This window comes from Sinorhizobium kostiense (genome assembly GCF_017874595.1).
Lineage (GTDB): Bacteria > Pseudomonadota > Alphaproteobacteria > Rhizobiales > Rhizobiaceae > Sinorhizobium > Sinorhizobium kostiense.
This window is the reverse complement of sequence record NZ_JAGILA010000005.1, coordinates 63026-82292: the sequence shown is the minus strand read 5'-3', so window position 1 is coordinate 82292 and position 19267 is coordinate 63026. Positions and strand designations below refer to the sequence as shown.

General features: G+C 62.1%; 20 protein-coding genes. 11 read left to right on the top strand and 9 right to left on the bottom strand.

The annotated features are described in order from the left end of the window. The first annotated feature begins 25 nt into the window (after positions 1-25). Entirely contained in the window at positions 26-562 is a 537-nt protein-coding gene (locus J2Z31_RS18315) for an Lrp/AsnC family transcriptional regulator (RefSeq protein WP_234939518.1), read from the top strand. Positions 563-586: 24 nt separating this feature from the next. Here the strand turns inward: J2Z31_RS18315 and J2Z31_RS18310 are convergent, their stop codons facing one another. Next, a complete protein-coding gene (locus J2Z31_RS18310; RefSeq protein ID WP_209603151.1) occupies positions 587-1525 on the bottom strand; it encodes an AraC family transcriptional regulator in 939 nt (312 codons plus the stop codon). A 216-nt stretch (positions 1526-1741) separates the two neighbouring features. Here J2Z31_RS18310 and J2Z31_RS18305 point away from each other — a divergent pair, with 216 nt between their 5' ends. Then, positions 1742-2788, top strand: a complete 1047-nt coding sequence (locus tag J2Z31_RS18305; RefSeq protein WP_209603149.1) for an NAD(P)-dependent alcohol dehydrogenase — start codon at positions 1742-1744, stop codon at positions 2786-2788. A 17-nt stretch (positions 2789-2805) separates the two neighbouring features. Here J2Z31_RS18305 and J2Z31_RS18300 read toward each other — a convergent pair whose 3' ends face one another. Then, on the bottom strand, positions 2806-3270 hold the full coding sequence (locus tag J2Z31_RS18300) for an Lrp/AsnC ligand binding domain-containing protein (protein WP_209603146.1): 465 nt from the start codon (positions 3268-3270) through the stop codon (positions 2806-2808). A 22-nt stretch (positions 3271-3292) separates the two neighbouring features. Further along, the gene (locus J2Z31_RS18295) at positions 3293-4456 is read right to left on the bottom strand and encodes a M20 aminoacylase family protein (RefSeq protein ID WP_209603144.1); all 1164 of its coding nucleotides are present in this window, start codon (positions 4454-4456) and stop codon (positions 3293-3295) included. A gap of 147 nt (positions 4457-4603) precedes the next feature. On the opposite strand from J2Z31_RS18295, the gene J2Z31_RS18290 reads away from it, so the two are divergent. From J2Z31_RS18290 to J2Z31_RS18280, 3 genes are all read left to right on the top strand, one after another. Next, positions 4604-5716, top strand: a complete 1113-nt coding sequence (locus J2Z31_RS18290) for a D-alanyl-D-alanine carboxypeptidase family protein (protein WP_209603734.1) — start codon at positions 4604-4606, stop codon at positions 5714-5716. A 125-nt stretch (positions 5717-5841) separates the two neighbouring features. Continuing rightward, positions 5842-7008, top strand: coding sequence for a CobW family GTP-binding protein (locus J2Z31_RS18285; RefSeq protein WP_209603142.1), 1167 nt, complete (start codon positions 5842-5844; stop codon positions 7006-7008). A 182-nt stretch (positions 7009-7190) separates the two neighbouring features. After that, positions 7191-7673: a methyltransferase family protein gene (locus tag J2Z31_RS18280; RefSeq protein WP_209603140.1), complete on the top strand. Its 483-nt coding sequence runs from the start codon at positions 7191-7193 to the stop codon at positions 7671-7673. Between the two features lie 94 nt (positions 7674-7767). Here the strand turns inward: J2Z31_RS18280 and J2Z31_RS18275 are convergent, their stop codons facing one another. From J2Z31_RS18275 to J2Z31_RS18255, 5 genes are all read right to left on the bottom strand, one after another. Further along, positions 7768-8004, bottom strand: a complete 237-nt coding sequence (locus J2Z31_RS18275; RefSeq protein ID WP_209603138.1) for a sulfurtransferase TusA family protein — start codon at positions 8002-8004, stop codon at positions 7768-7770. Next, the gene (locus J2Z31_RS18270; RefSeq protein WP_209603136.1) at positions 8004-9410 is read right to left on the bottom strand and encodes a L,D-transpeptidase family protein; all 1407 of its coding nucleotides are present in this window, start codon (positions 9408-9410) and stop codon (positions 8004-8006) included. Before J2Z31_RS18270 ends, J2Z31_RS18275 begins: the two co-directional genes overlap by 1 nt. Before the next feature lie 394 nt (positions 9411-9804). Further along, complete coding sequence (locus tag J2Z31_RS18265) at positions 9805-10758, bottom strand: acetyl-CoA carboxylase carboxyltransferase subunit alpha (protein WP_209603134.1); 954 nt, start codon at positions 10756-10758, stop codon at positions 9805-9807. A 62-nt stretch (positions 10759-10820) separates the two neighbouring features. After that, positions 10821-11756: a site-specific tyrosine recombinase XerD gene (gene xerD, locus J2Z31_RS18260; protein ID WP_209603132.1), complete on the bottom strand. Its 936-nt coding sequence runs from the start codon at positions 11754-11756 to the stop codon at positions 10821-10823. Continuing rightward, positions 11753-11902, bottom strand: a complete 150-nt coding sequence (locus J2Z31_RS18255; protein WP_209603130.1) for a hypothetical protein — start codon at positions 11900-11902, stop codon at positions 11753-11755. The genes xerD and J2Z31_RS18255 overlap by 4 nt, the downstream gene beginning before the upstream one ends. A gap of 214 nt (positions 11903-12116) precedes the next feature. Between J2Z31_RS18255 and J2Z31_RS18250 the strand changes: the two genes are divergently transcribed. Genes J2Z31_RS18250 through J2Z31_RS18240 form a run of 3 tightly spaced genes read left to right on the top strand, consistent with a single transcriptional unit; the run spans position 12117 to position 15132 of the window. Beyond that, complete coding sequence (locus J2Z31_RS18250) at positions 12117-12704, top strand: shikimate kinase (protein WP_209603128.1); 588 nt, start codon at positions 12117-12119, stop codon at positions 12702-12704. Then, on the top strand, positions 12701-13831 hold the full coding sequence (gene aroB, locus J2Z31_RS18245) for a 3-dehydroquinate synthase (RefSeq protein WP_209603126.1): 1131 nt from the start codon (positions 12701-12703) through the stop codon (positions 13829-13831). The genes J2Z31_RS18250 and aroB overlap by 4 nt, the downstream gene beginning before the upstream one ends. After that, the gene (locus J2Z31_RS18240; RefSeq protein ID WP_209603732.1) at positions 13831-15132 is read left to right on the top strand and encodes an HlyC/CorC family transporter; all 1302 of its coding nucleotides are present in this window, start codon (positions 13831-13833) and stop codon (positions 15130-15132) included. Before aroB ends, J2Z31_RS18240 begins: the two co-directional genes overlap by 1 nt. 31 nt (positions 15133-15163) lie before the next feature. Here the strand turns inward: J2Z31_RS18240 and J2Z31_RS18235 are convergent, their stop codons facing one another. Continuing rightward, positions 15164-15445, bottom strand: coding sequence for a BolA family protein (locus tag J2Z31_RS18235; RefSeq protein ID WP_209603124.1), 282 nt, complete (start codon positions 15443-15445; stop codon positions 15164-15166). Between the two features lie 128 nt (positions 15446-15573). On the opposite strand from J2Z31_RS18235, the gene J2Z31_RS18230 reads away from it, so the two are divergent. From J2Z31_RS18230 to cobT, 3 genes are all read left to right on the top strand, one after another. Next, a complete protein-coding gene (locus J2Z31_RS18230; RefSeq protein WP_209603122.1) occupies positions 15574-16209 on the top strand; it encodes a J domain-containing protein in 636 nt (211 codons plus the stop codon). A gap of 74 nt (positions 16210-16283) precedes the next feature. Continuing rightward, complete coding sequence (cobS, locus tag J2Z31_RS18225) at positions 16284-17279, top strand: cobaltochelatase subunit CobS (RefSeq protein WP_209603120.1); 996 nt, start codon at positions 16284-16286, stop codon at positions 17277-17279. Positions 17280-17310: 31 nt separating this feature from the next. Beyond that, positions 17311-19206, top strand: coding sequence for a cobaltochelatase subunit CobT (gene cobT, locus J2Z31_RS18220; RefSeq protein ID WP_209603118.1), 1896 nt, complete (start codon positions 17311-17313; stop codon positions 19204-19206). Positions 19207-19267 lie beyond the last annotated feature (61 nt).

The following is a 19267-nucleotide window of genomic DNA, read 5'->3' as shown; positions in this document are numbered from 1 at the left end:
TCTCGCCGGGAGAGTTGCATGACAAATGAAGGTGCGCATCCGGCAATTAGCCGGTTGTGCCGGCATTTTGTTCGTTATAACCGTCGTTTTGCCGGCGCCTTTTCCTTGCCGGCCGTGGGAGGCAGCATTGCAGGATATCGACGCGACCGATCGGGCGATCCTCAGCATCCTGAGCCGCGAGGCGCGCATTCCGATGAAGTCCCTCGCCGGGCGGATCGGGCTGTCGCGCAGCGCCACGGCGGAGCGCGTCGGGCGACTGGAGAAGGCCGGCGTCATTCGCGGTTACCGCGCCGATATCGGCCAACTGGAAGAAGGTCAGATCGAGGCCTTTCTGCTGGTCACGCTCAAGCGCACCCCCTCGCTCGGCGTGCTCGACAGGCTCGCCGGCTTTTCCTCCGTCCGGCGGGTCTCCTCCGTCAGCGGCCAACTCGATCTTGTGGTCGAGGTCAGGGTGGCATCGATCAATGCCTTGAACGAACTGCGCAACGAAGTGGCCGGGCTCGACAATGTCGAGGACCTGACGACGTCGATCGTCCTTCGGCGTGAGATCGAGCGAAGTTGATGGGCTTTGGCCGGTTGACAGCCGCTATCCCTCGCTTAACATCTCCGTCTCACCGCTGAGGCGAGCGACCAGACTGCGGCGGACGCGGCCGACGTCTCGTGCCGGGGGCTCGCCGAAGTGGCGGGCGTATTCGCGGCTGAACTGCGACGGACTCTCGTAGCCGACCCGGTGGCCCGCGTCACCGGCGTCCAGACGCTCCTCCAGCATCAGGCGCCGCGCTTCCTGCAGGCGGAGCTGCTTCTGATATTGCAGCGGGCTCATTGCCGTAATCGCCTTGAAGTGGTGGTGCAACGAGGAGACGCTCATACTGACGCGGCTTGCAAGCTCCTCGATGCGCAGCGGCCGCGCATAGTGCTCCTTCAGCCAGGCAACGGCGCGACCGATCTGGTGCGGCTGGCTTTCCGCCGTCGCCATCTGCCGCAGCTTGGCTCCTTGCGGCCCGATCAGCAGACGATAAAGGATTTCCTGCTCGATGAGCGGCAGTAGAACGGAAATATCGTCGGGTCGATCCAGCAGGCGCAGGAGCCGCAGCGCCGCGCTTTCCAGTTCAGGCGCAAGCTTGCTGACCGTCATGCCGCGGGGCGAGGCGGGCGATGTCATCGGCTGGTCGCCGATCCGGTCGACGAGCGTTGCAATCTTGCCGGTATCGATCTGGAAATTCATGCTGAGATAAGGCTGTTCCGGTGACGCGAGGACCTGCCAGAGCACTGGCAGGTCGATCGAGGTCAACAGGTAGTCGGAGGCGCCATAGACGAGGGTCTCCTCGCCGAGCAAGACGCGTTTGGCGCCTTGCACGATAATCGCGAAACTCGGCTTGTAGGCGGCGCAGTTCACCTCCGTGGCGTTCGAGTGGCGATGAATGCTGAGGCCCGGAACGAGGGTTTGAAAGTCGCCATCCATCCCGGCGATCCGGGCAATGGTATCGATCATCTCCTGGCGCTGCATTCGCTGCGTATCTGTCATGTTCGGCGGTCTTTCCAACGGTTTAAGTCTCGTCTCGGGTGGGCAGCAGATAGGTTGACAAGGACGCTTCGCCCACCGCGCCGCGACCATTCTTGCAGGATCACGCAAGAATATTGCAGAATCGCACTAACGCAATCGGCCGCGGAAGAAGCATAGTCCGGCCTGCCGTCCGCAGTCCATCCGCGGGCGCCACTCCCACACATGAAGGACTGACCCATGGCCATTGCAAGAGGATATGCGGCGACCGACGCTTCGAAGCCGCTCACCCCTTTCACTTTCGACCGCCGCGAACCGCGCGACGACGACGTGGTTATCGACATCAAATATTGCGGCGTCTGCCATTCGGACATCCACCAAGCGCGCAACGAATGGGGGAATTCTACCTTCCCGATGGTGCCTGGCCACGAAATCGTCGGCATCGTTCGGGCGGTCGGATCCAGGGTCACCAGATTCAAGCTCGGCGACCGCGTCGGCGTCGGCTGCTTTGTCGACTCCTGCACGACTTGTGCGAGCCGCGACCTTGATCTGGAACAGTACCTGCCCGGCCTCGTGCCGACCTATAACGGCTTCGAGTCCGATGGACAGACCCCAACGCAAGGGGGCTATTCCGATCATATCGTCGTCAAGGAGGGCTATGTTCTCTCAATCCCCGAGAATCTGCCGCTCAATGCGGCGGCGCCGCTGCTCTGCGCCGGCATCACGCTCTATTCACCGCTCCGCCACTGGAAGGCCGGCCCAGGCAAGAAGGTGGCGATCGTCGGCATGGGTGGCCTCGGCCATATGGGCGTGAAGTTCGCGCATGCGATGGGGGCCGAAGTGACGGTCCTCAGCCAGAGCCTCTCGAAGAAGGAGGATGGGCTGAAGCTCGGTGCCGACCACTATTACGCGACAAACGATCCGGAGACCTTCACGGCGCTCGCCGGTCGCTTCGACCTGATCATCTGCACCGTGGCCGCCGAGATCGACTGGAACGCCTATCTCACCCTGTTGAAGGTCGACGGCGATTTCGTGCTGGTCGGAATTCCGGAAAATCCGGTGCCGGTGCATGCCTTCTCGCTGGTGCCGGCACGCCGCAGCATTTCCGGGTCGATGATCGGATCAATCAAGGAAACGCAGGAAATGCTCGATTTCTGCGGCGAACACGGCATCGTCTCGGAAATCGAAACCATCGGGATCGATGAAATCAACGGCGCCTTCGAGCGCGTCATCAAGAGCGACGTGCGCTATCGCTTCGTCATCGACATGGCTTCGATCAAGGCGTAAGGATCGCCCGCTGCCGTTCAGACCAGCGGCAGCGGGCCGTCGTTCTTGATCTCTTCCATCACAGCGTAGGTGCGCGTTTCCTTGACGCCCGGCAGCGTCCATAACACCTGGCCGAGGAAATTGCGGTAGGCGGCCATGTCCTCGAAGCGTGTCTTCACGAGGTAATCGAAGCCGCCTGCAACCATATGGCACTCGAGAACGGCGGGCGCCTGCTTGATGGCGGCGGCAAACTGGTCGAAAACCTCCGGTGTCGTCTTGTCGAGCATCACCTCGATGAAAACCAGGAGCCCGAAGCCGAGCTTGTGCGGATCAAGGCGCGCGCCAAAGCCAGAGACATAGCCCTCCTTCAAGAGCCGCCGGAGGCGCTCGCTTGTCGCGGTTGGGGAGAGCCCGATGCGGTCGGCCAGCTCGAGATTGGTGATCCGGCCGTCCGCCTGCAGGATCTGGAGAATTCTGCGGTCGGTCTTGTCGATCTGATGCATTGCCGCCTCCCGGTTGCTACTCTCAGGCGGCAAGTCGCGCTTCCGCGAGCTTCACCCAATAGGAGATTCCATGCGGGATCGCCTCGTCGTTGAAGTCATAGCCAGGATGGTGCAGACCGGCGGTGTCACCGTTGCCGATGAAGATGAAGGCGCCCGGGCGGGCGAGCAGCATGTAGGAGAAGTCCTCGCCGCCCATCATCGGATCGAGCGCAGGATTGACCTTCCCGTCGCCAGCAACGGTCGCGGCGACGGCGAGCGCATGGGCGGTTTCCGCCGGGTGATTGACCGTCACCGGATAATTGCGGTCATAAAAGACGTCGACGGTCGCGCCATAGGCGCCGGCGATGCTCTCGGCGATCTGACGGATCCGCTTCTCGCCGGTATCGCGCACCTCCGGTGTGAGGGCCCGCACCGTGCCTGCGAGAACTGACTGCTCCGGGATGACGTTGTGGGCGAAACCGGCATTGAACTTCGTGACGGAAACCACCACCGAGGCCAGGGGATCGACGGTGCGCGACGCGATCGTCTGGAGCGCATTGACGATCTGTGCGCCGATGGCGATCGGGTCGATCGTCTTATGTGGTTGCGCCGCATGGCCGCCGCGGCCCTTGACGGTGATGGTGAACTCGTCGGTCGAGGCCATGATCGGACCGACGCGGCTGCCGAATTGGCCGATGGGCATGCCCGGCATATTGTGCATGCCATAGACCTCCTCGATGGCGAAGCGTTCCATCATGCCGTCCCTCACCATCTCGTTGCCGCCGCCGCCGCCCTCTTCGGCCGGCTGGAAGATGACGGCGACGTTGCCGGCGAATTTGCGTGTTTCGGCTAGGTATTTCGCCGCGCCGAGCAGCATCGCCGTGTGGCCGTCATGGCCGCAGGCATGCATCTTGCCGAGCGTCGTCGATGCCCAGGGCTTGCCGCTCGTCTCGGTGATCGGCAGGGCATCCATGTCGGCCCTGAGCCCGATGGTGCGGCCGGGGCCGAGGCTGCCGCGAATGAGGCCGACGACGCCGGTGCGTCCTAGGCCGGTCACGATCTCGTCAACGCCAAATTCCCTGAGTTTCCTTTCGACGAAGGCTGCCGTATTTTCCACCGCGAACAGGAGCTCCGGGTTCATGTGGAGATGGCGCCGCCACTCCGTTACTTCGCTCTGGAGTTCGGCGGCACGGTTCAAAATCGGCATGGTATATCCTGTCGCTCTCTTCGGTGGATGGATGCGGCAGCCAAACAGCTGGGCTTTGCCATGTCCCGGCCATATAGGCTAAATAGCGGGACAATACGAGGCAACTCCGGAAATTCGAGGTTTGAGATCGTGGTGACTGTGGAATTCATGAGGCAGGGCAGGGGGAGGGCGCTGGTCGCTCTTGCGACCGCCTGTGCGGCATTGGTGATGTCGGCTCTGCCATCCTTCGCCAATCCGCGGCTCGTCATCGACGTCGACACGCTGAAGGTCTACGAGCATCAGGACATCTTCCAGAAATGGTACCCGGCATCGCTGACCAAGCTGATGACCGCCTATACGACATTTCGCGCGATCAAGGCAGGGCAGCTGACGCTTCAAAGCCCGGTAGTCATGTCGAAAAACGCGGCCGCCGAGCCGCCGAGCAAGATGTTCTACAAGCCCGGCCAGGCGATGACGCTCGACAGCGCGTTGAAGATGATGCTTGTCAAGTCGGCCAACGACGTGGCCGTCGCGATCGCCGAGGCGGTCGGCGGATCAGAACAGGGCTTCATCGATCGGATGAATGCCGAGGCGCGCCGGATCGGCATGACCTCCTCGCACTTCATCAACCCGAACGGCCTGCCCGGCAAGGGCCAGTACACGACCGCCCGCGATCTTGCCGTCCTGGCGGTCACGCTGAAGCGCGAATTCCCGGAATATGCCCCCTATTTCGCTCTGGAAGGCATCACCACGGGCAAGAAGGATTATGCCAATTACAACATGCTGATCGGCCGCTTCGACGGCGCCGACGGCATGAAAACCGGATTCATCTGCGCATCCGGTTTCAATCAGGTCTCATCGGCAATGAGGAGCGGTCGCCGTGTCGTTTCGGTGGTGCTCGGCGAGGAGAGCCTCGGTGCGCGCGCCGACGAGTCGGCCCGCCTCCTCCAATTGGCACTGACAACGAGCGGCGCCGGCAAGCCTTCGCTCACTCAGATCGCACCTTACGGCGAGAACCGCAAGCTGGTCGTCGACGTCAGCAAGCAGATCTGCTCCAAACAGGCGGCGAAAGTCAGAAGCGAAGGTCGCGACGAAGCCGGCCGCCAGAAGCCGCTCTCGCCCTATATCCGTGAGATCAATCGCCCGCTGAAGCTTGTTTTCGCCGGACTCATTCCGGGTAGCGGCGACAGTACCGCAAAGGCCGGGAACGATGCCACCGGGCAGGGCGATGCCACCGAAACCGCCAAGGTGCCGATCCCGGTCCCGCGTCCGAGCTTCTAAAACAGCGTCTACTGCATGTCTCCTCAAATCGATCGCGAGGAACAGGAACATGCAGCAATTCAAAGCCTTACAGCGGCCTTTGCGTGTCTGAAAGACACGCCGCGCTGTAGAAAGGGAGTGCTGCCATGAACGGTCCATTGCCGGTCGTGCCTGTATCGATCCTGACCGGCTTCCTAGGGGCGGGAAAGACAACCCTTCTGAACCGGCTGCTCAAGGATCCGGAACTCGCCGACACGGCGGTGATCATCAACGAGTTCGGCGATGTGGCGATCGATCATCTGCTGGTCGAGGCATCGAGCGATGGCGTAATCGAGCTTTCCGACGGATGCCTCTGCTGCACTGTGCGCGGCGAACTCGTCGATACGCTTGCCGATCTCATGGATAGAATGCAGACGGGTCGTATCAGGCCTTTGAAGCGTGTCGTGATTGAAACGACCGGCCTTGCCGATCCGGCGCCGGTCCTGCAATCTGTCCTCGGCAATCCGGTGGTCGCGCAGAATTACCGCCTCGACGGCGTGGTCACCGTGGTCGATGCGGTGAATGGCGCGCAGACGATCACGAGTCACGTTGAGGCGATGAAGCAGGTCGCGGTTGCCGACCGGCTGGTCATCAGCAAGGCCGGGCTCGCAAGGGACGGACAGGTGGATCGGCTCATGGCCGTGTTGCGTGAGCTCAATCCGCGGGCGCCGATCGTCGATGGCGATGGCGACGCGGCCGGACGCGCGGAGCTCTTTGCCTGCGGCCTCTATGACGCCACGACGAAGGTCGCCGATGTCGGCCGGTGGCTGCAGGACGAAGCCGAGGCGGGCCACGATCACGATCACGACCACGGGCATGACCACGGGCACGACCACGATCATTGCCACGAGGATCACGGTCATAGGCGTCACCATCACCATGATGTCAATCGCCACGGTTCGGACATCCGCTCGTTCAGCATCGTCCACGAGCGACCGATCGAGCCGATGGCTCTGGAGATGTTCATCGATCTCCTGCGCTCCGCGCATGGCGAAAAACTGTTACGGATGAAAGCGATCGTTTCGGTCGCGGATGATCCGGAGCGGCCGGTGGTGCTCCACGGCGTCCAGAGCGTCTTCCACACACCGGAGCGACTCGCGGCCTGGCCCGATCCCGCGGATCGGCGCACGCGCATGGTGATGATCACCAAGGGGCTTCAGGAAGCTTTCGTGCGCGACCTCTTCGACGCCTTTACCGGCAAGCCGCGCGTCGATCAAGCAGATGCCCAGGCGCTCGCCGATAATCCGCTTGTGGTTCCCGGGATGAGGTTCTAAAGCGCGTCGGGATTGAACGTAATCGTGCGTTTGATACGACGCGCGGCGCTGTAGGCTCAGCCGCCCTAAGCTCGAGCCAGCGCATATCCGTTCGCGGGCATCGCATCGCCCCCTCTCGGGGGCGCTCCAACACGTTCTGTATTCTTGCTATCATCCGCGCAGGTGTGAGGTGCGGAGGTGAGATGAACGAGGCGGGCGAAAACTTCCGTGACAGTCCCGGTGCAATAGTGCGACCGCCTATCGCCTGGGCGCTGGCGGTCGTAGCCGGGCTCGTGCTCGACTGGCTATACCCGCTGCCGTTCCTGCCGCCGGCCATGCTGGCCGTTTGGCTCGGCGTCATCCTGTTCCTTGCCGGCTTGGCGCTGCTGATCTGGGCGGCGACTACCTTCCGCCGAGCAGGGACGAATATCCAGACCACGCAGCCGACGACGACGATTGTCGACGCGGGGCCCTACCGCTACAGCCGTAACCCGATCTATGTCGGCATGCTTCTTGGCCTGATCGGCCTCGCCATCGGCTTCGACACTCTGTGGCTGCTTATCTCGCTGGTGGCGTTCTATGTCGTCATCCGCTTCGGTGTGGTCGCCCGCGAGGAAGCCTACCTCGAACGCAAGTTCGGTGACGTCTACCGTGCCTACAAAACCCGCATCCGCCGCTGGCTGTAGCGTATCCTGCCTATGGCTCCACGCGAGGCGATAGAATCCAGCCCTTGCTTGCATATCGCCAATACCGCTGCCCAGCTTTTGGGCGAGATGCCTTTTAAGCCTTCTTCCGAATGAGGAACCGATGCCCGCCTTCGACGGGGGTCGCCTCTTCGAGCCGGTGCCCGTCCTCATTGCAGAAATGCGGTATGTCGATGACTGCCAATGGGTCGGTCGTCTCGATCTCGATCAGGGCGCCCGGCGCGAGCGTCTCCATCCGCTTGCGCGTTTTCAAAACGGGAAGGGGGCATTTCAGCCCCCTCAGATCATAGACGATCTTTTTTTCCTGCGGCATCAATTGCCCCAGATCTTCCAGAACGGGCGCTTCTTCGGCTGTTCGGCAGGCGGCGCCTGGCCGTCAGCAACGGGCGCGGTCGCTATCTGCGAGCTTTCGCCGGTCGGCGCGGCTGCTGTAGCGCCGCTTGCCGCCGGCTGCTGAGCGGCCCCGGGTCCGGGTGGTACGGGCTGAGAGGCCGCCTGGCGCGGTTCCGGCGCCTGCGTCGCAGATGCTCCGCTGGAGAACAGATTCCAGAACGACTTCTTGGCAGGCGCCGGTTCGAGGCTCGCCTGCTGCACCGGCCGCTCCAGCGGGCTTTGCTGCGGCACCGGCACGCTTTTTCCCCCGCGGGTCGCCTTCTCCAGCGCCTCTTTTTGAATCAAGGCCGCCTGTCTCGCTTCTTCCGCTTCCTTCTGTCCCGCAAGCTTTTTTTCGAGGTCGCTCACCTTCATCAGCTTGCCGGCGTCGAGCGAGGTGCCGGTCGGGGCGTAGGCGAGTTCGCGGCCCTTGCGCTGCTCGGCGACGATCGCCTTGCGTTCGGCTTCCGTCGGTTCGTACCAGACCATGCCTTCAAATTTCTTCAGCGCCTTCTCGTAGTCGCGCTGATAGTCCTTCTCATAGTTCGCCATGGCCACCTGCAGTCCGGGCGGGGTCGACATTGCAGGGCATTGGCCAGCCGGATTGAAGGTGCTGTCGGTCTGCTGGTTGAAGACATATTTCCTCTCGCAGACATTCACCTGCGGAGGGCGCTTGGTCACTTCGAACTGGTCGTGACCGACCTTCAGCATCTTCCAGAACTCGATGTTCGGATTGTCGCGGTGGCGCGCCATGTTCTCCGCCGTCATGCGGAAGGGGAAGGCCTGGAGTTGCACGCTTTCCTGGCCGCCCTTGAAGGCGTCGCGCGCCAGCGCGAAGATCTCGATGATCTGCTCGTCGGTCATCGAATAGCAGCCGGAGGAGGAGCAGGCGCCATGAATCATCAGATGGGTGCCGCTGCGTCCGTTGGCCTTGTCGTAAACGTTGGGAAAGCCGGTATTGATCGCCAGATAATAGTTGGAATTGGGATTCATCTGGTGCGGAAACAGCGGGTAGAAGCCTTCCGGAGCCTGGCGGTCGCCCTCCTTGATCTTGGGGCCGAGCTTGCCGGACCAGGCGCAGATCTTATAGCTCTTCAGAAGCTGGAAGCGATCCGCCGTATTCGCCTTCCATACTTCCAACGTTCCCTCTTCCTTGAAGATCCGGAGCAGGATCGGGGATGTCTTCTGCATCCCCAATTCTCGCATCTTGCTGACCATCTTGCTGGAAAGCTGATACTCGGTCTTGCTCTTGACGTTGGAAATGTTGACCGAATCGAGCGTTTCGTTGGTGCAGCCGGAAAGCGCGGCTGCGACAATGGCGGTAATGACAAGATTCCTGAAATGCATCGGCACAAGCCCGCTCTAGCCACAATCCTTCCGTGCACGCCCATCCGCCAAATGAGAGGGCGTCAACGAATCACTACGTCATTAGTCTTCACGAAATCTTAACCCTGCAGGGACCGCCTGCGAATGCCGCTTTTTCATGACCCGATGAATATGGCCAAGGTTTGGCCACAGTCCGATTTCCGGTTGCCGAGCCGAAGATGTAATCGCGAAGGTTCAGCGCGGAAGCGGTGATACCGCGCCGTTTATCCCGCCATCCAGACCTTGGATCTCGATGATACCGGGTCGGACCCACCTACAGCGCCGCGCGTCTTTTCAGACGCGCAAAGGTCGCTGGAACTCTTTGAATCTGCGCATCGAGCTTTCTGAAGATCGGCCCGATCGTCGGGCCGATGCGCTAAAGATTGCGGCCCATGCTCAAGTATTTCTGCCGGCGATCGCCGCGCAGCTCCTCGCCGGTGCGCGCGGATAGCTCCTTGAGCGCATCAGCGATCACGGTGCCGGTGCGCTCGATCACGGTGTCCGGATCACGATGCGCTCCGCCGACCGGCTCGGGAATGATGCCGTCGATGATGCCGAGCGTCTTCAGGTCTTCGGCGGTGATCTTCATGCTGCTTGCCGCCTCCTTGGCGCGCGTGGAGTCGCGCCAGAGGATGGATGCGGCCCCCTCCGGCGAGATGACGCTGTAAATCGCATGCTCCAGCATATAGACGCGGTTGCCGGTTGCGATCGCGATCGCGCCGCCGGAACCCCCTTCGCCGATCACGACCGTGACGATCGGTACCTTGACGTTCAAACACATCTCCGTCGAGCGCGCGATTGCCTCGGCCTGGCCGCGCTCTTCGGCGCCGACCCCGGGATAGGCGCCGGCTGTGTCGATCAGCGTGATCAGCGGCAGGCCGAAACGGTCGGCCATTTCCATGACGCGGATGGCCTTTCGGTAGCCTTCCGGTCGCGGGCTACCGAAATTGTGCTTGATGCGCGACTTCGTGTCGTTTCCCTTCTCCTGGCCGATCACGGCCACGGGGGTGCCGCGAAACCGCGCAAGGCCCGCTTGGATGGCGTCATCATTGGCAAAATTGCGGTCCCCAGCAAGCGGCGTGAATTCGCTGAAGAGCGTGCCGGCATAGTCGAGGAAATGCGGCCGCGACGGATGGCGGGCTACCTGGGTCTTCTGCCAGGGCGACAGTTTGGAATAGATCTCGGCCATCGCGTCGCGAACCCGCCCTTCGAGCCGCGCAATCTCGTCCGACGTGTTCACGCTCTCGTCTTCGCTGGCAAGCTTCTTCAGTTCGAGAATCTTGCCCTCTAGATCAGAGATGGGTTTTTCGAAGTCGAGATAGTTGTGCATGAGATGCGTTTCCGATCGAATTTCGACAAGGACGCCCGGCAAAGCCAACCTGTCCGGCGGTCCTAATCCTGTTTTTTCGCCTGTTTGGCAAGGGGGTGATGGTTCTGCACCAACTCATGCAGCCGTTCTTCCAGCACATGCGTATAGATTTGTGTCGTCGAAATGTCCGAATGGCCGAGCAGTTCCTGCACCGCACGAAGGTCGGCGCCGTTGGCGAGGAGATGGCTGGCGAAGGCATGACGCAGCACATGCGGCGAGATCGCCGCGACCTTTATGCCGGCGCGGGCAGCGAGACTCTTCAAGTCGCGCGCAAAGACCTGGCGCGGCAGGTGGCCGGACTTGCCGTAGGATGGAAAGAGCCAGGGGCTCTCCTCTTCCTTCTGCCGCAGGGCATCGCCATAGGAGCGCATCGCCCGCATTGCAGCGTGCGAGAGCGGCACCAGCCGTTCCTTGCTGCCCTTGCCGCGGATGACGAGGAAACGGCCGTTCTGCGCAAGGACGCTTGCCGGCAATGAGACGAGCTCGCTCACACGCATGCCGGTCGCGTAGAGCAGCTCGATCAGGGCATGCATGCGCAGCTTCGCGAGGGTATCCTCGCCTGCGGCCGATGCTTCCGCCTCGGCCTGGCGGATGAGCCTGCTGACATCGTCGATGCTGAGCGTCTTCGGCAGCGCACGTGCCTTTCCTGGTGCGTCAAGTATGCCTGTCGGGTCGTCGCCGCGCAGGCCTTCGGCATAGAGGAACTTATAGAATTGACGGAGCGAGGAAAGACGACGCGCCTGCGAAGAAGACATGAAGCCCTGCCTGGCGAGGTGCGAGAGATAGCTTCTGAGATCGTCCGGCGAAGCGTCCGTGAGCTGCGTTCCGCGCGAACGCAGGAAGGCGAGCGCGTCCTTGAGATCGCGCTCGTAGGATTGAAGCGTGTTGACCGCCGCACCCCTTTCGGCGCTCATCATTTCGAGGAAGGCTTCGAGATGCGCTGCTGAGAAATCCGTCATTGAGGCTTGTTGACCCGTTCGGGCGGAATGCGCACGGTCACGTCCCGCTCCACCGGTTCGACGAAGGTGACGAGAGCCACCATCGTGCCGTAGATCATGCCGGCGACGACGGCGCAGAAGAACAGGAAGCGGAACAGCGTCGGCATTTCATCTCCTCTGCAGAGCATCTGGAACGGGAGCATTTGGCGTCATTAAGCCGTTCAAGATGCGCCCGTGAGCTCGCCAATGGGTCGCCAGCGAGTGCTGAGCCTATATGAACGGCCCTGTGGCCAAGTTCAAGAACCAGCCTTGCGGCCGGGCCGACTTGACGCCCTCCGCCGATTTGTCGATACCGGAATGGAATGGGGAATATGAACCGCAATGAACGATGTGACCGAACCGGTTTCCGCGTCGCTAGCCGAACGGGCGAAGCTCTCCCTCGGTAAACGCAATCTCATCTTCATCGGCCTGATGGGAGCGGGAAAATCGGCGATTGGTCGGCTGACCGCCCAGACGCTCGGCATTCCCTTCGTCGATTCCGATCACGAGATCGAGCGGGTCTCGCGGATGACGATCAGCGAACTCTTTGCCGCCTACGGCGAAGAGGAGTTCCGAGCTCTCGAAGCCCGCGTGCTGAAGCGGTTGCTCAGATCCGGTCCGCGCGTCGTCTCGACCGGCGGCGGCGCCTATATCAACGAGCGGTCCCGCCGCCACATCAAGAAGGGCGGGTTGACCATCTGGCTAAAGGCGGATCTCGATGTCCTCTGGGAGCGGGTGAACAAGCGCGACACCCGTCCGCTCCTGAAGACGGAGAACCCGAAGCAGACGCTCGAAAACCTGATGCGGGCGCGCTATCCGATCTATGCCGAGGCGGACCTTATCGTCCTCTCGCGCGACGTGAAAAAGGAAAGGATGGTGGAGGAGGTCCTAGCCGCCATCGCCGATTGCCAGAAAGCCGAAACGCCATGATGAGCCAAGTGAAGCCTGCCGAACGCAAGGTCCGTGTGAACCTCGGAGACCGTTCCTACGACATCCTGATCGGGCCCGGGCTGATCGCGGCGGCGGGCAGGGAGATCGCGTCCCGTCTCAAGGGGCGCAAGATGGCCGTCATCACGGATGAAAACGTCGCGCCGCGTTATCTCGAACCGTTAATGGCGAGCCTTGGGAGGAGTGGCATCGAGGCCGTCTCGCTTGTGCTCCCGGCCGGCGAGAAAACCAAGAGCTTCGAGCATCTCATTCCGGTCTGCGACGCCATACTGGGAGCGAGGATCGAGCGGAACGATGCGGTGGTCGCACTCGGCGGTGGCGTTATCGGCGACCTCACTGGCTTCGCCGCGGGCATCGTGCGCCGCGGCTCGCGCTTCATCCAGGTGCCGACATCGCTGTTGGCGCAGGTCGATTCCTCCGTTGGCGGCAAGACCGGCATCAACTCGCCGCACGGCAAGAACCTGATCGGCGTCTTCCACCAGCCCGATCTGGTGCTGGCGGACACGGACGTGCTCGATTCGTTGAGCCCGCGCGAGTTCCGCGCCGGTTATGCGGAGGTCGCGAAATATGGGCTGATCGACAAGCCGGACTTCTTTAAATGGCTCGAGGAGAATTGGCAGGCGGTCTTTGCCGGCGGCGCAGCTCGGATCGAGGCGATTGCCGTCAGCTGCCAGGCGAAGGCCGAGGTCGTCGCGGCCGACGAACGGGAAAATGGAATGCGTGCGCTGCTCAATCTCGGCCACACTTTCGGCCATGCATTGGAGGCCGCAACCGAATACGATAGTAGTCGGTTGGTTCACGGCGAGGGCGTGGCGATCGGCATGGTGCTCGCGCACGAGTTCTCCGCGCGCATGAATCTCGCAAGCCCGGACGACGCGCGTCGCGTCGAAGCGCATTTGAAGGCTGTCGGCCTGCCGACGCGGATGGACGATATTTGCGGCCATTTGCCCCCGGCCGAGCGGCTGATGGAGGCAATCGCCCAGGACAAGAAGGTGAAGGGCGGAAAACTCACCTTCATCCTGACGCGCGGTATCGGCCGGTCCTTCGTTGCCGACGACGTTCCCGCCTCCGAAGTGCTAGGCTTCCTCAAGGAAAAGCATCCGCAATGATCAGCGACGCGATATTGGCCTTTCTGGCGGATTATTGGCTGTCTCTAATTTCCGTCATCGTCCTGCTTATGCTTTCGGCCTTCTTTTCCGGTTCCGAGACCGCATTGACTGCGGCCTCGCGGTCACGCATGCACACGCTCGAAAGCAATGGCGACCAGCGCGCCGGCATGGTCAACCGGCTGATCGAGCGGCGCGACCGCCTGATCGGAGCGCTGCTGATCGGCAACAACCTGGTCAATATCCTTGCGTCTTCATTGACGACAAGCCTCCTGATCGGCCTGGTCGGCGATTCCGGCGTGGCGATCGCCACACTTGCCATGACGGTGCTGCTCGTCATTTTTTCCGAAGTGCTGCCGAAAAGCTGGGCAATCGCATCGCCGGATCGCTTTGCGCTGGCGGTAGTGCCGGCAGTCCGGCCCTTCGTTGCCGTGGCCGGCCCGATATCCTCTCTCGTCAACGGGATCGTCCGGCGCATCCTCAATCTGTTCGGCGTCAACCTGTCCTCCGATATGCCGATGCTCACGGCGCACGAGGAGTTGCGCGGCGCCGTCGACCTGCTTCATCGCGAGGGCGCGGTGATCAAGGCGGATCGGGACCGGCTGGGGGGCGTGCTCGATCTCGGCGAACTTGAAGTGTCCGATATCATGATCCACCGCACCGCCATGCGGGCGATCAATGCGGACGATCCGCCCGAGGTTTGCGTAAGGGATATCCTCGAAAGCCCGTTCACGCGGCTACCGCTGTGGCGGGGGTCGACCGACAACATCATCGGCGTCGTCCATTCCAAGGATCTCTTGCGGGCATTGGCCGAGCCGAATGTGGAGCCGACGAACCTCGACATCGTCAAGATCGCACAGAAGCCGTGGTTCGTTCCGGATTCGACCAATCTCAAAGACCAACTCAACGCATTCCTGCGCCGAAAGCTGCATCTCGCCATCGTCGTCGATGAGTACGGTCAGGTCCAAGGCCTCGTCACGCTGGAAGACATTCTCGAAGAGATCGTCGGCGACATTGCCGACGAGCACGACCTCGAGATCCAGGGCGTGCGGCAGGAGGCTGACGGTTCGATAGTCGTGGACGGTTCGGTGCCGATCCGCGACTTGAACCGTGCGCTCGACTGGTCGCTGCCGGACGAAGAGGCGACGACGGTCGCCGGCCTCGTCATCCATGAATCGAAGACCATCCCGGAAGAGCGACAGGCCTTCACCTTCTACGGCAAGCGCTTCATCGTCATGAAGCGGGTGAAGAACCGGATCACCAAGCTGCGCATCCGTTCCGCTGACGATACCGCGATCGTATAATACCGATTGAGGCTTCCCTCGTTTTAACCGATCACCAGCGCGTCGGCTCTCCCGGCGCGGCCGGTTCGACGGCGAGGGCATGCAATCCGGCGTCGAGTTCCGGTTTCAGGAGGTCGTTGATCGCGCGGTGGCGTGCCACGCGGCTCATGCCGGCAAAGGCGCTTGCGACGATGCGGATGCGCATATGGGTCTCGCCGGCGCCGTCGAAGCCGGGCTGGTGACCGGCATGGAGGTGACTTTCATTGATGACCGAGAGCCGCTCGGGGTGGAAGGCCTCCACAAGCTTCTGCTCGATCCTGCTCTGCAGCGACATGCTTCCGTCCCATTTCCCTGTTTGCTGACAGTCTGCGGCGCGGTTGCCTCGACGGTGCAAAATACCTGCAAAAAGCCAGCAACATTCCGCTTTGTCAATTCTTGTTGTGACCTGTCGCAAACCCCATAATGTGCCCCATGAAACTCGATTCAAAATACTTCGACCGTATTCGCACGCGCCCGAAACGAGAGGCGCGCGTCGAGGCGTCCCAGCCCCTGTGCCAGTGGGACGGTTGCGACAAGACGGGCGTGCACCGGGCTCCCGTCGGCCGCAACGCCGAGGGCGAGTATTTCCTCTTCTGTTTCGAGCATGTGAAGGAATACAACAAGGGCTACAACTACTTCTCCGGTCTTTCCGACTCGGAGATCGCACGCTACCAGAAGGAGGCTGTCACCGGCCATCGTCCCACCTGGACGGTCGGGGTGAACAAGAACGCCCGCAACGGCCCCACGCAATCGCAGATGCGATCCGGTACCGCCGGGGCTCAGGCGCGCATGCGCGATCCGTTCGGCTTCTTCAGCGAGGCGCGGGCCCGGCAGGCCCGGCACGAACCGCGGCTGCGCAAGCTGAAGACGCTCGAGGCCAAGGCCTTCGAGACGCTCGGGCTTGCGGCGTCGGCAACCGCCGCCGATATCAAGGCAGCTTACAAGGATCTCGTCAAGAAACACCATCCCGATGCAAATGGCGGAGACAGGGGCTCGGAAGAGCGCTTTCGGGCCGTTATCCAAGCCTATCAATTGTTAAAACAGGCTGGTTTCTGCTAACAACGCGGATTATGAAATAAGCACTTTTGCAGGCGAATGCGCGGGTGCCGTCCGGCGGCCGCTCTGGAGACATGATGAGTAAGATTGACCTTGATATTTCCAACCTCCCTGACACGACGATCTCGGTCCGGGAGGTTTTCGGTATCGATACGGATTTGCGTGTCCCCGCCTATTCGAAGGGCGATGCCTATGTGCCGGATCTCGACCCGGACTACCTCTTCGACCGAGAAACGACGCTCGCTATTCTTGCGGGCTTTGCTCATAACCGGCGCGTCATGGTTGCCGGCTATCACGGCACCGGCAAATCGACTCATATCGAGCAGGTGGCGGCAAGGCTCAATTGGCCATGCGTGCGCATCAACCTCGACAGCCATGTGAGCCGTATCGACCTCGTTGGCAAGGATGCGATCGTCGTCAAGGACGGGCTGCAGGTGACCGAGTTCAAGGACGGCATCCTGCCTTGGGCCTATCAGCACAATGTCGCACTCGTCTTCGATGAATACGACGCCGGCCGCCCGGACGTCATGTTCGTCATCCAGCGCGTGCTCGAATCCTCCGGCCGGCTGACGCTCCTCGACCAGAGCCGCGTCATTCGCCCGCACCCGGCCTTCCGTCTGTTCGCGACGGCCAACACGATCGGCCTCGGCGATACGACCGGCCTCTATCACGGCACGCAACAGATCAATCAGGCGCAGATGGACCGCTGGTCGATTGTCACGACGCTCAACTATCTGCCGCACGACAAGGAAGTCGACATAGTCGCCGCCAAGGTCAAGGGCTTTGCCGCCGACAAGGGCCGCGAGACGGTTTCGAAGATGGTGCGCGTCGCGGATCTGACGCGCGCCGCCTTCATCAACGGCGACCTCTCGACGGTGATGAGCCCGCGGACGGTGATCACCTGGGCGGAGAACGCCCATATCTTCGGCGACGTCGCTTTCGCCTTCCGCATCACATTCCTCAACAAGTGCGACGAGTTGGAGCGACCGCTGGTCGCCGAGCACTACCAGCGCGCTTTCGGCGTGGAACTGAAGGAAAGCGCCGCTAATATCGTGCTGGAAGCCACGACCTGATCGCTTCGTCTCAAGTCAAATAGGAACAGTCGTGAGCTCGAATTCCAAGGCGAAGCCGCAAACGAGAGAGAACGCCGCCGAACCGTTCAAGCGGGCGCTCTCCGGCTGCGTCCGCTCGATAGCCGGCGATGCGGAGCTTGAGGTCGCCTTCGCGAACGAGCGTCCGGGGATGACGGGCGAACGCATTCGCTTGCCGGAGCTCTCCAAGCGACCTACCCGGCACGAGCTCGCGGTGGCGCGGGGCCTGGGCGATTCGATGGCATTGCGCAAGGCGTGTCACGACGACCGCATCCATGCGACGATGTCTCCGCACGGGGCGGACGCGCGGGCAATCTTCGACGCCGTCGAACAGGCCCGCGTCGAGGCGATCGGGGCGCTGCGCATGCCGGGAGTGGCAGCCAATCTCTCCTCGATGATCGATGAGAAATATGCCAAGGCGAATTTCACGGCGATCGAGAACCAGTCGGATGCGCCGCTCGAAGAGGCCGTTGCGCTCCTCGTGCGCGAGAAGCTGACGGGCTCGAAACCGCCGGCGTCCGCCGGGAAGGTGCTCGACCTCTGGCGCGATTTCATCGAGCAGAAGGCTTCTGCCGACATGCGTAATCTGTCGGCCGCGATCAACGATCAGCAGGCCTTCGCGCGGGTCGTGCGCGACATGCTCGCTTCAATGGACGTCGCCGAGAAATACGGCGAAGATGATATCGAGCCGGACGATCAGGACAGCCAAACCGACGAGGACCAGCCGCGTAGCGAGCAGCGGGACGAGAACGCCAGCGAAGTGGAAGCGGGTACCGACGCCGCTCCCGCCGAGGAGAACCAGTCTGCCGAGGAGCAGATGGAAGAAGGCGAGATGGACGGCGCCGAGATCTCCGAGGATGATTTGCAGGACGAGGGCGACGAGGAGAGCGAGACACCGGGCGAGGTGAAGCGCCCGAGTCATCCTTTCGCGGACTTCAACGAAAAGGTTGACTACACCGTCTACACCAAGGAGTTCGACGAGACGGTCACGGCCGAGGAGCTTTGCGACGAAGCCGAACTTGACCGCCTGCGCGCATTCCTCGACAAGCAGCTCGCTCATCTGCAGGGCGCCGTTGGACGGCTGGCCAATCGCCTGCAGCGGCGCCTGATGGCACAGCAGAACCGCTCCTGGGAGTTCGACCTGGAGGAGGGTTATCTCGACACCGCCCGCCTGCAGCGTGTGATCATCGATCCGATGCAGCCGCTTTCCTTCAAACGGGAGAAAGACACGAATTTCCGCGATACGGTGGTGACGCTGCTGATCGACAATTCCGGCTCGATGCGCGGTCGGCCGATCACGGTCGCCGCCACCTGTGCGGACATTCTCGCCCGCACGCTCGAGCGCTGCGGTGTCAAAGTCGAGATCCTCGGCTTCACCACCAAGGCCTGGAAGGGCGGGCAATCGCGCGAGAAATGGCTTGGCGGGGGTAAGCCGCAGGCGCCAGGTCGACTGAACGATCTACGCCATATCATCTACAAGTCCGCGGACGCGCCCTGGCGCCGCGCACGCCGCAATCTCGGCCTGATGATGCGCGAAGGGCTCCTCAAGGAGAATATCGATGGCGAAGCGCTGATGTGGGCGCATGATCGGCTGATCAGCCGGCCGGAGCAGCGGCGAATCCTGATGATGATCTCGGACGGCGCACCGGTCGACGATTCCACCCTATCGGTGAACCCTGGCAACTATCTCGAACGCCACCTGCGCGCCGTGATCGAGCAGATCGAGACCCGCTCTCCCGTCGAACTCTTGGCGATCGGCATCGGCCACGACGTGACGCGATACTATCGCCGCGCCGTGACCATCGTCGACGCGGACGAACTGGCCGGCGCGATGACGGAACAGCTTGCAGCGCTTTTCGATGGGGAGAACGGCCAGGCCCGATCCGGACGCCTGCGCCGGGCCGGGTGAGCGGCGGCCGCCGCAATTCCGTCCGCTTCAGCAGTCACCCGGCCATATCCACAGGGTTCAC

Coding starts and splice junctions, on each gene's coding strand:
- J2Z31_RS18315 (WP_234939518.1), top strand. CDS start 26: ATGAAGGTGCGCATCCGGCAATTAGCCGGTTGTGCCGGCATTTTGTTC.
- J2Z31_RS18310 (WP_209603151.1), bottom strand. CDS start 1,525: ATGACAGATACGCAGCGAATGCAGCGCCAGGAGATGATCGATACCATT.
- J2Z31_RS18305 (WP_209603149.1), top strand. CDS start 1,742: ATGGCCATTGCAAGAGGATATGCGGCGACCGACGCTTCGAAGCCGCTC.
- J2Z31_RS18300 (WP_209603146.1), bottom strand. CDS start 3,270: ATGCATCAGATCGACAAGACCGACCGCAGAATTCTCCAGATCCTGCAG.
- J2Z31_RS18295 (WP_209603144.1), bottom strand. CDS start 4,456: ATGCCGATTTTGAACCGTGCCGCCGAACTCCAGAGCGAAGTAACGGAG.
- J2Z31_RS18290 (WP_209603734.1), top strand. CDS start 4,604: ATGAGGCAGGGCAGGGGGAGGGCGCTGGTCGCTCTTGCGACCGCCTGT.
- J2Z31_RS18285 (WP_209603142.1), top strand. CDS start 5,842: ATGAACGGTCCATTGCCGGTCGTGCCTGTATCGATCCTGACCGGCTTC.
- J2Z31_RS18280 (WP_209603140.1), top strand. CDS start 7,191: ATGAACGAGGCGGGCGAAAACTTCCGTGACAGTCCCGGTGCAATAGTG.
- J2Z31_RS18275 (WP_209603138.1), bottom strand. CDS start 8,004: ATGCCGCAGGAAAAAAAGATCGTCTATGATCTGAGGGGGCTGAAATGC.
- J2Z31_RS18270 (WP_209603136.1), bottom strand. CDS start 9,410: ATGCATTTCAGGAATCTTGTCATTACCGCCATTGTCGCAGCCGCGCTT.
- J2Z31_RS18265 (WP_209603134.1), bottom strand. CDS start 10,758: ATGCACAACTATCTCGACTTCGAAAAACCCATCTCTGATCTAGAGGGC.
- xerD (WP_209603132.1), bottom strand. CDS start 11,756: ATGACGGATTTCTCAGCAGCGCATCTCGAAGCCTTCCTCGAAATGATG.
- J2Z31_RS18255 (WP_209603130.1), bottom strand. CDS start 11,902: ATGCCGACGCTGTTCCGCTTCCTGTTCTTCTGCGCCGTCGTCGCCGGC.
- J2Z31_RS18250 (WP_209603128.1), top strand. CDS start 12,117: ATGAACGATGTGACCGAACCGGTTTCCGCGTCGCTAGCCGAACGGGCG.
- aroB (WP_209603126.1), top strand. CDS start 12,701: ATGATGAGCCAAGTGAAGCCTGCCGAACGCAAGGTCCGTGTGAACCTC.
- J2Z31_RS18235 (WP_209603124.1), bottom strand. CDS start 15,445: ATGTCGCTGCAGAGCAGGATCGAGCAGAAGCTTGTGGAGGCCTTCCAC.
- J2Z31_RS18230 (WP_209603122.1), top strand. CDS start 15,574: ATGTGCCCCATGAAACTCGATTCAAAATACTTCGACCGTATTCGCACG.
- cobS (WP_209603120.1), top strand. CDS start 16,284: ATGAGTAAGATTGACCTTGATATTTCCAACCTCCCTGACACGACGATC.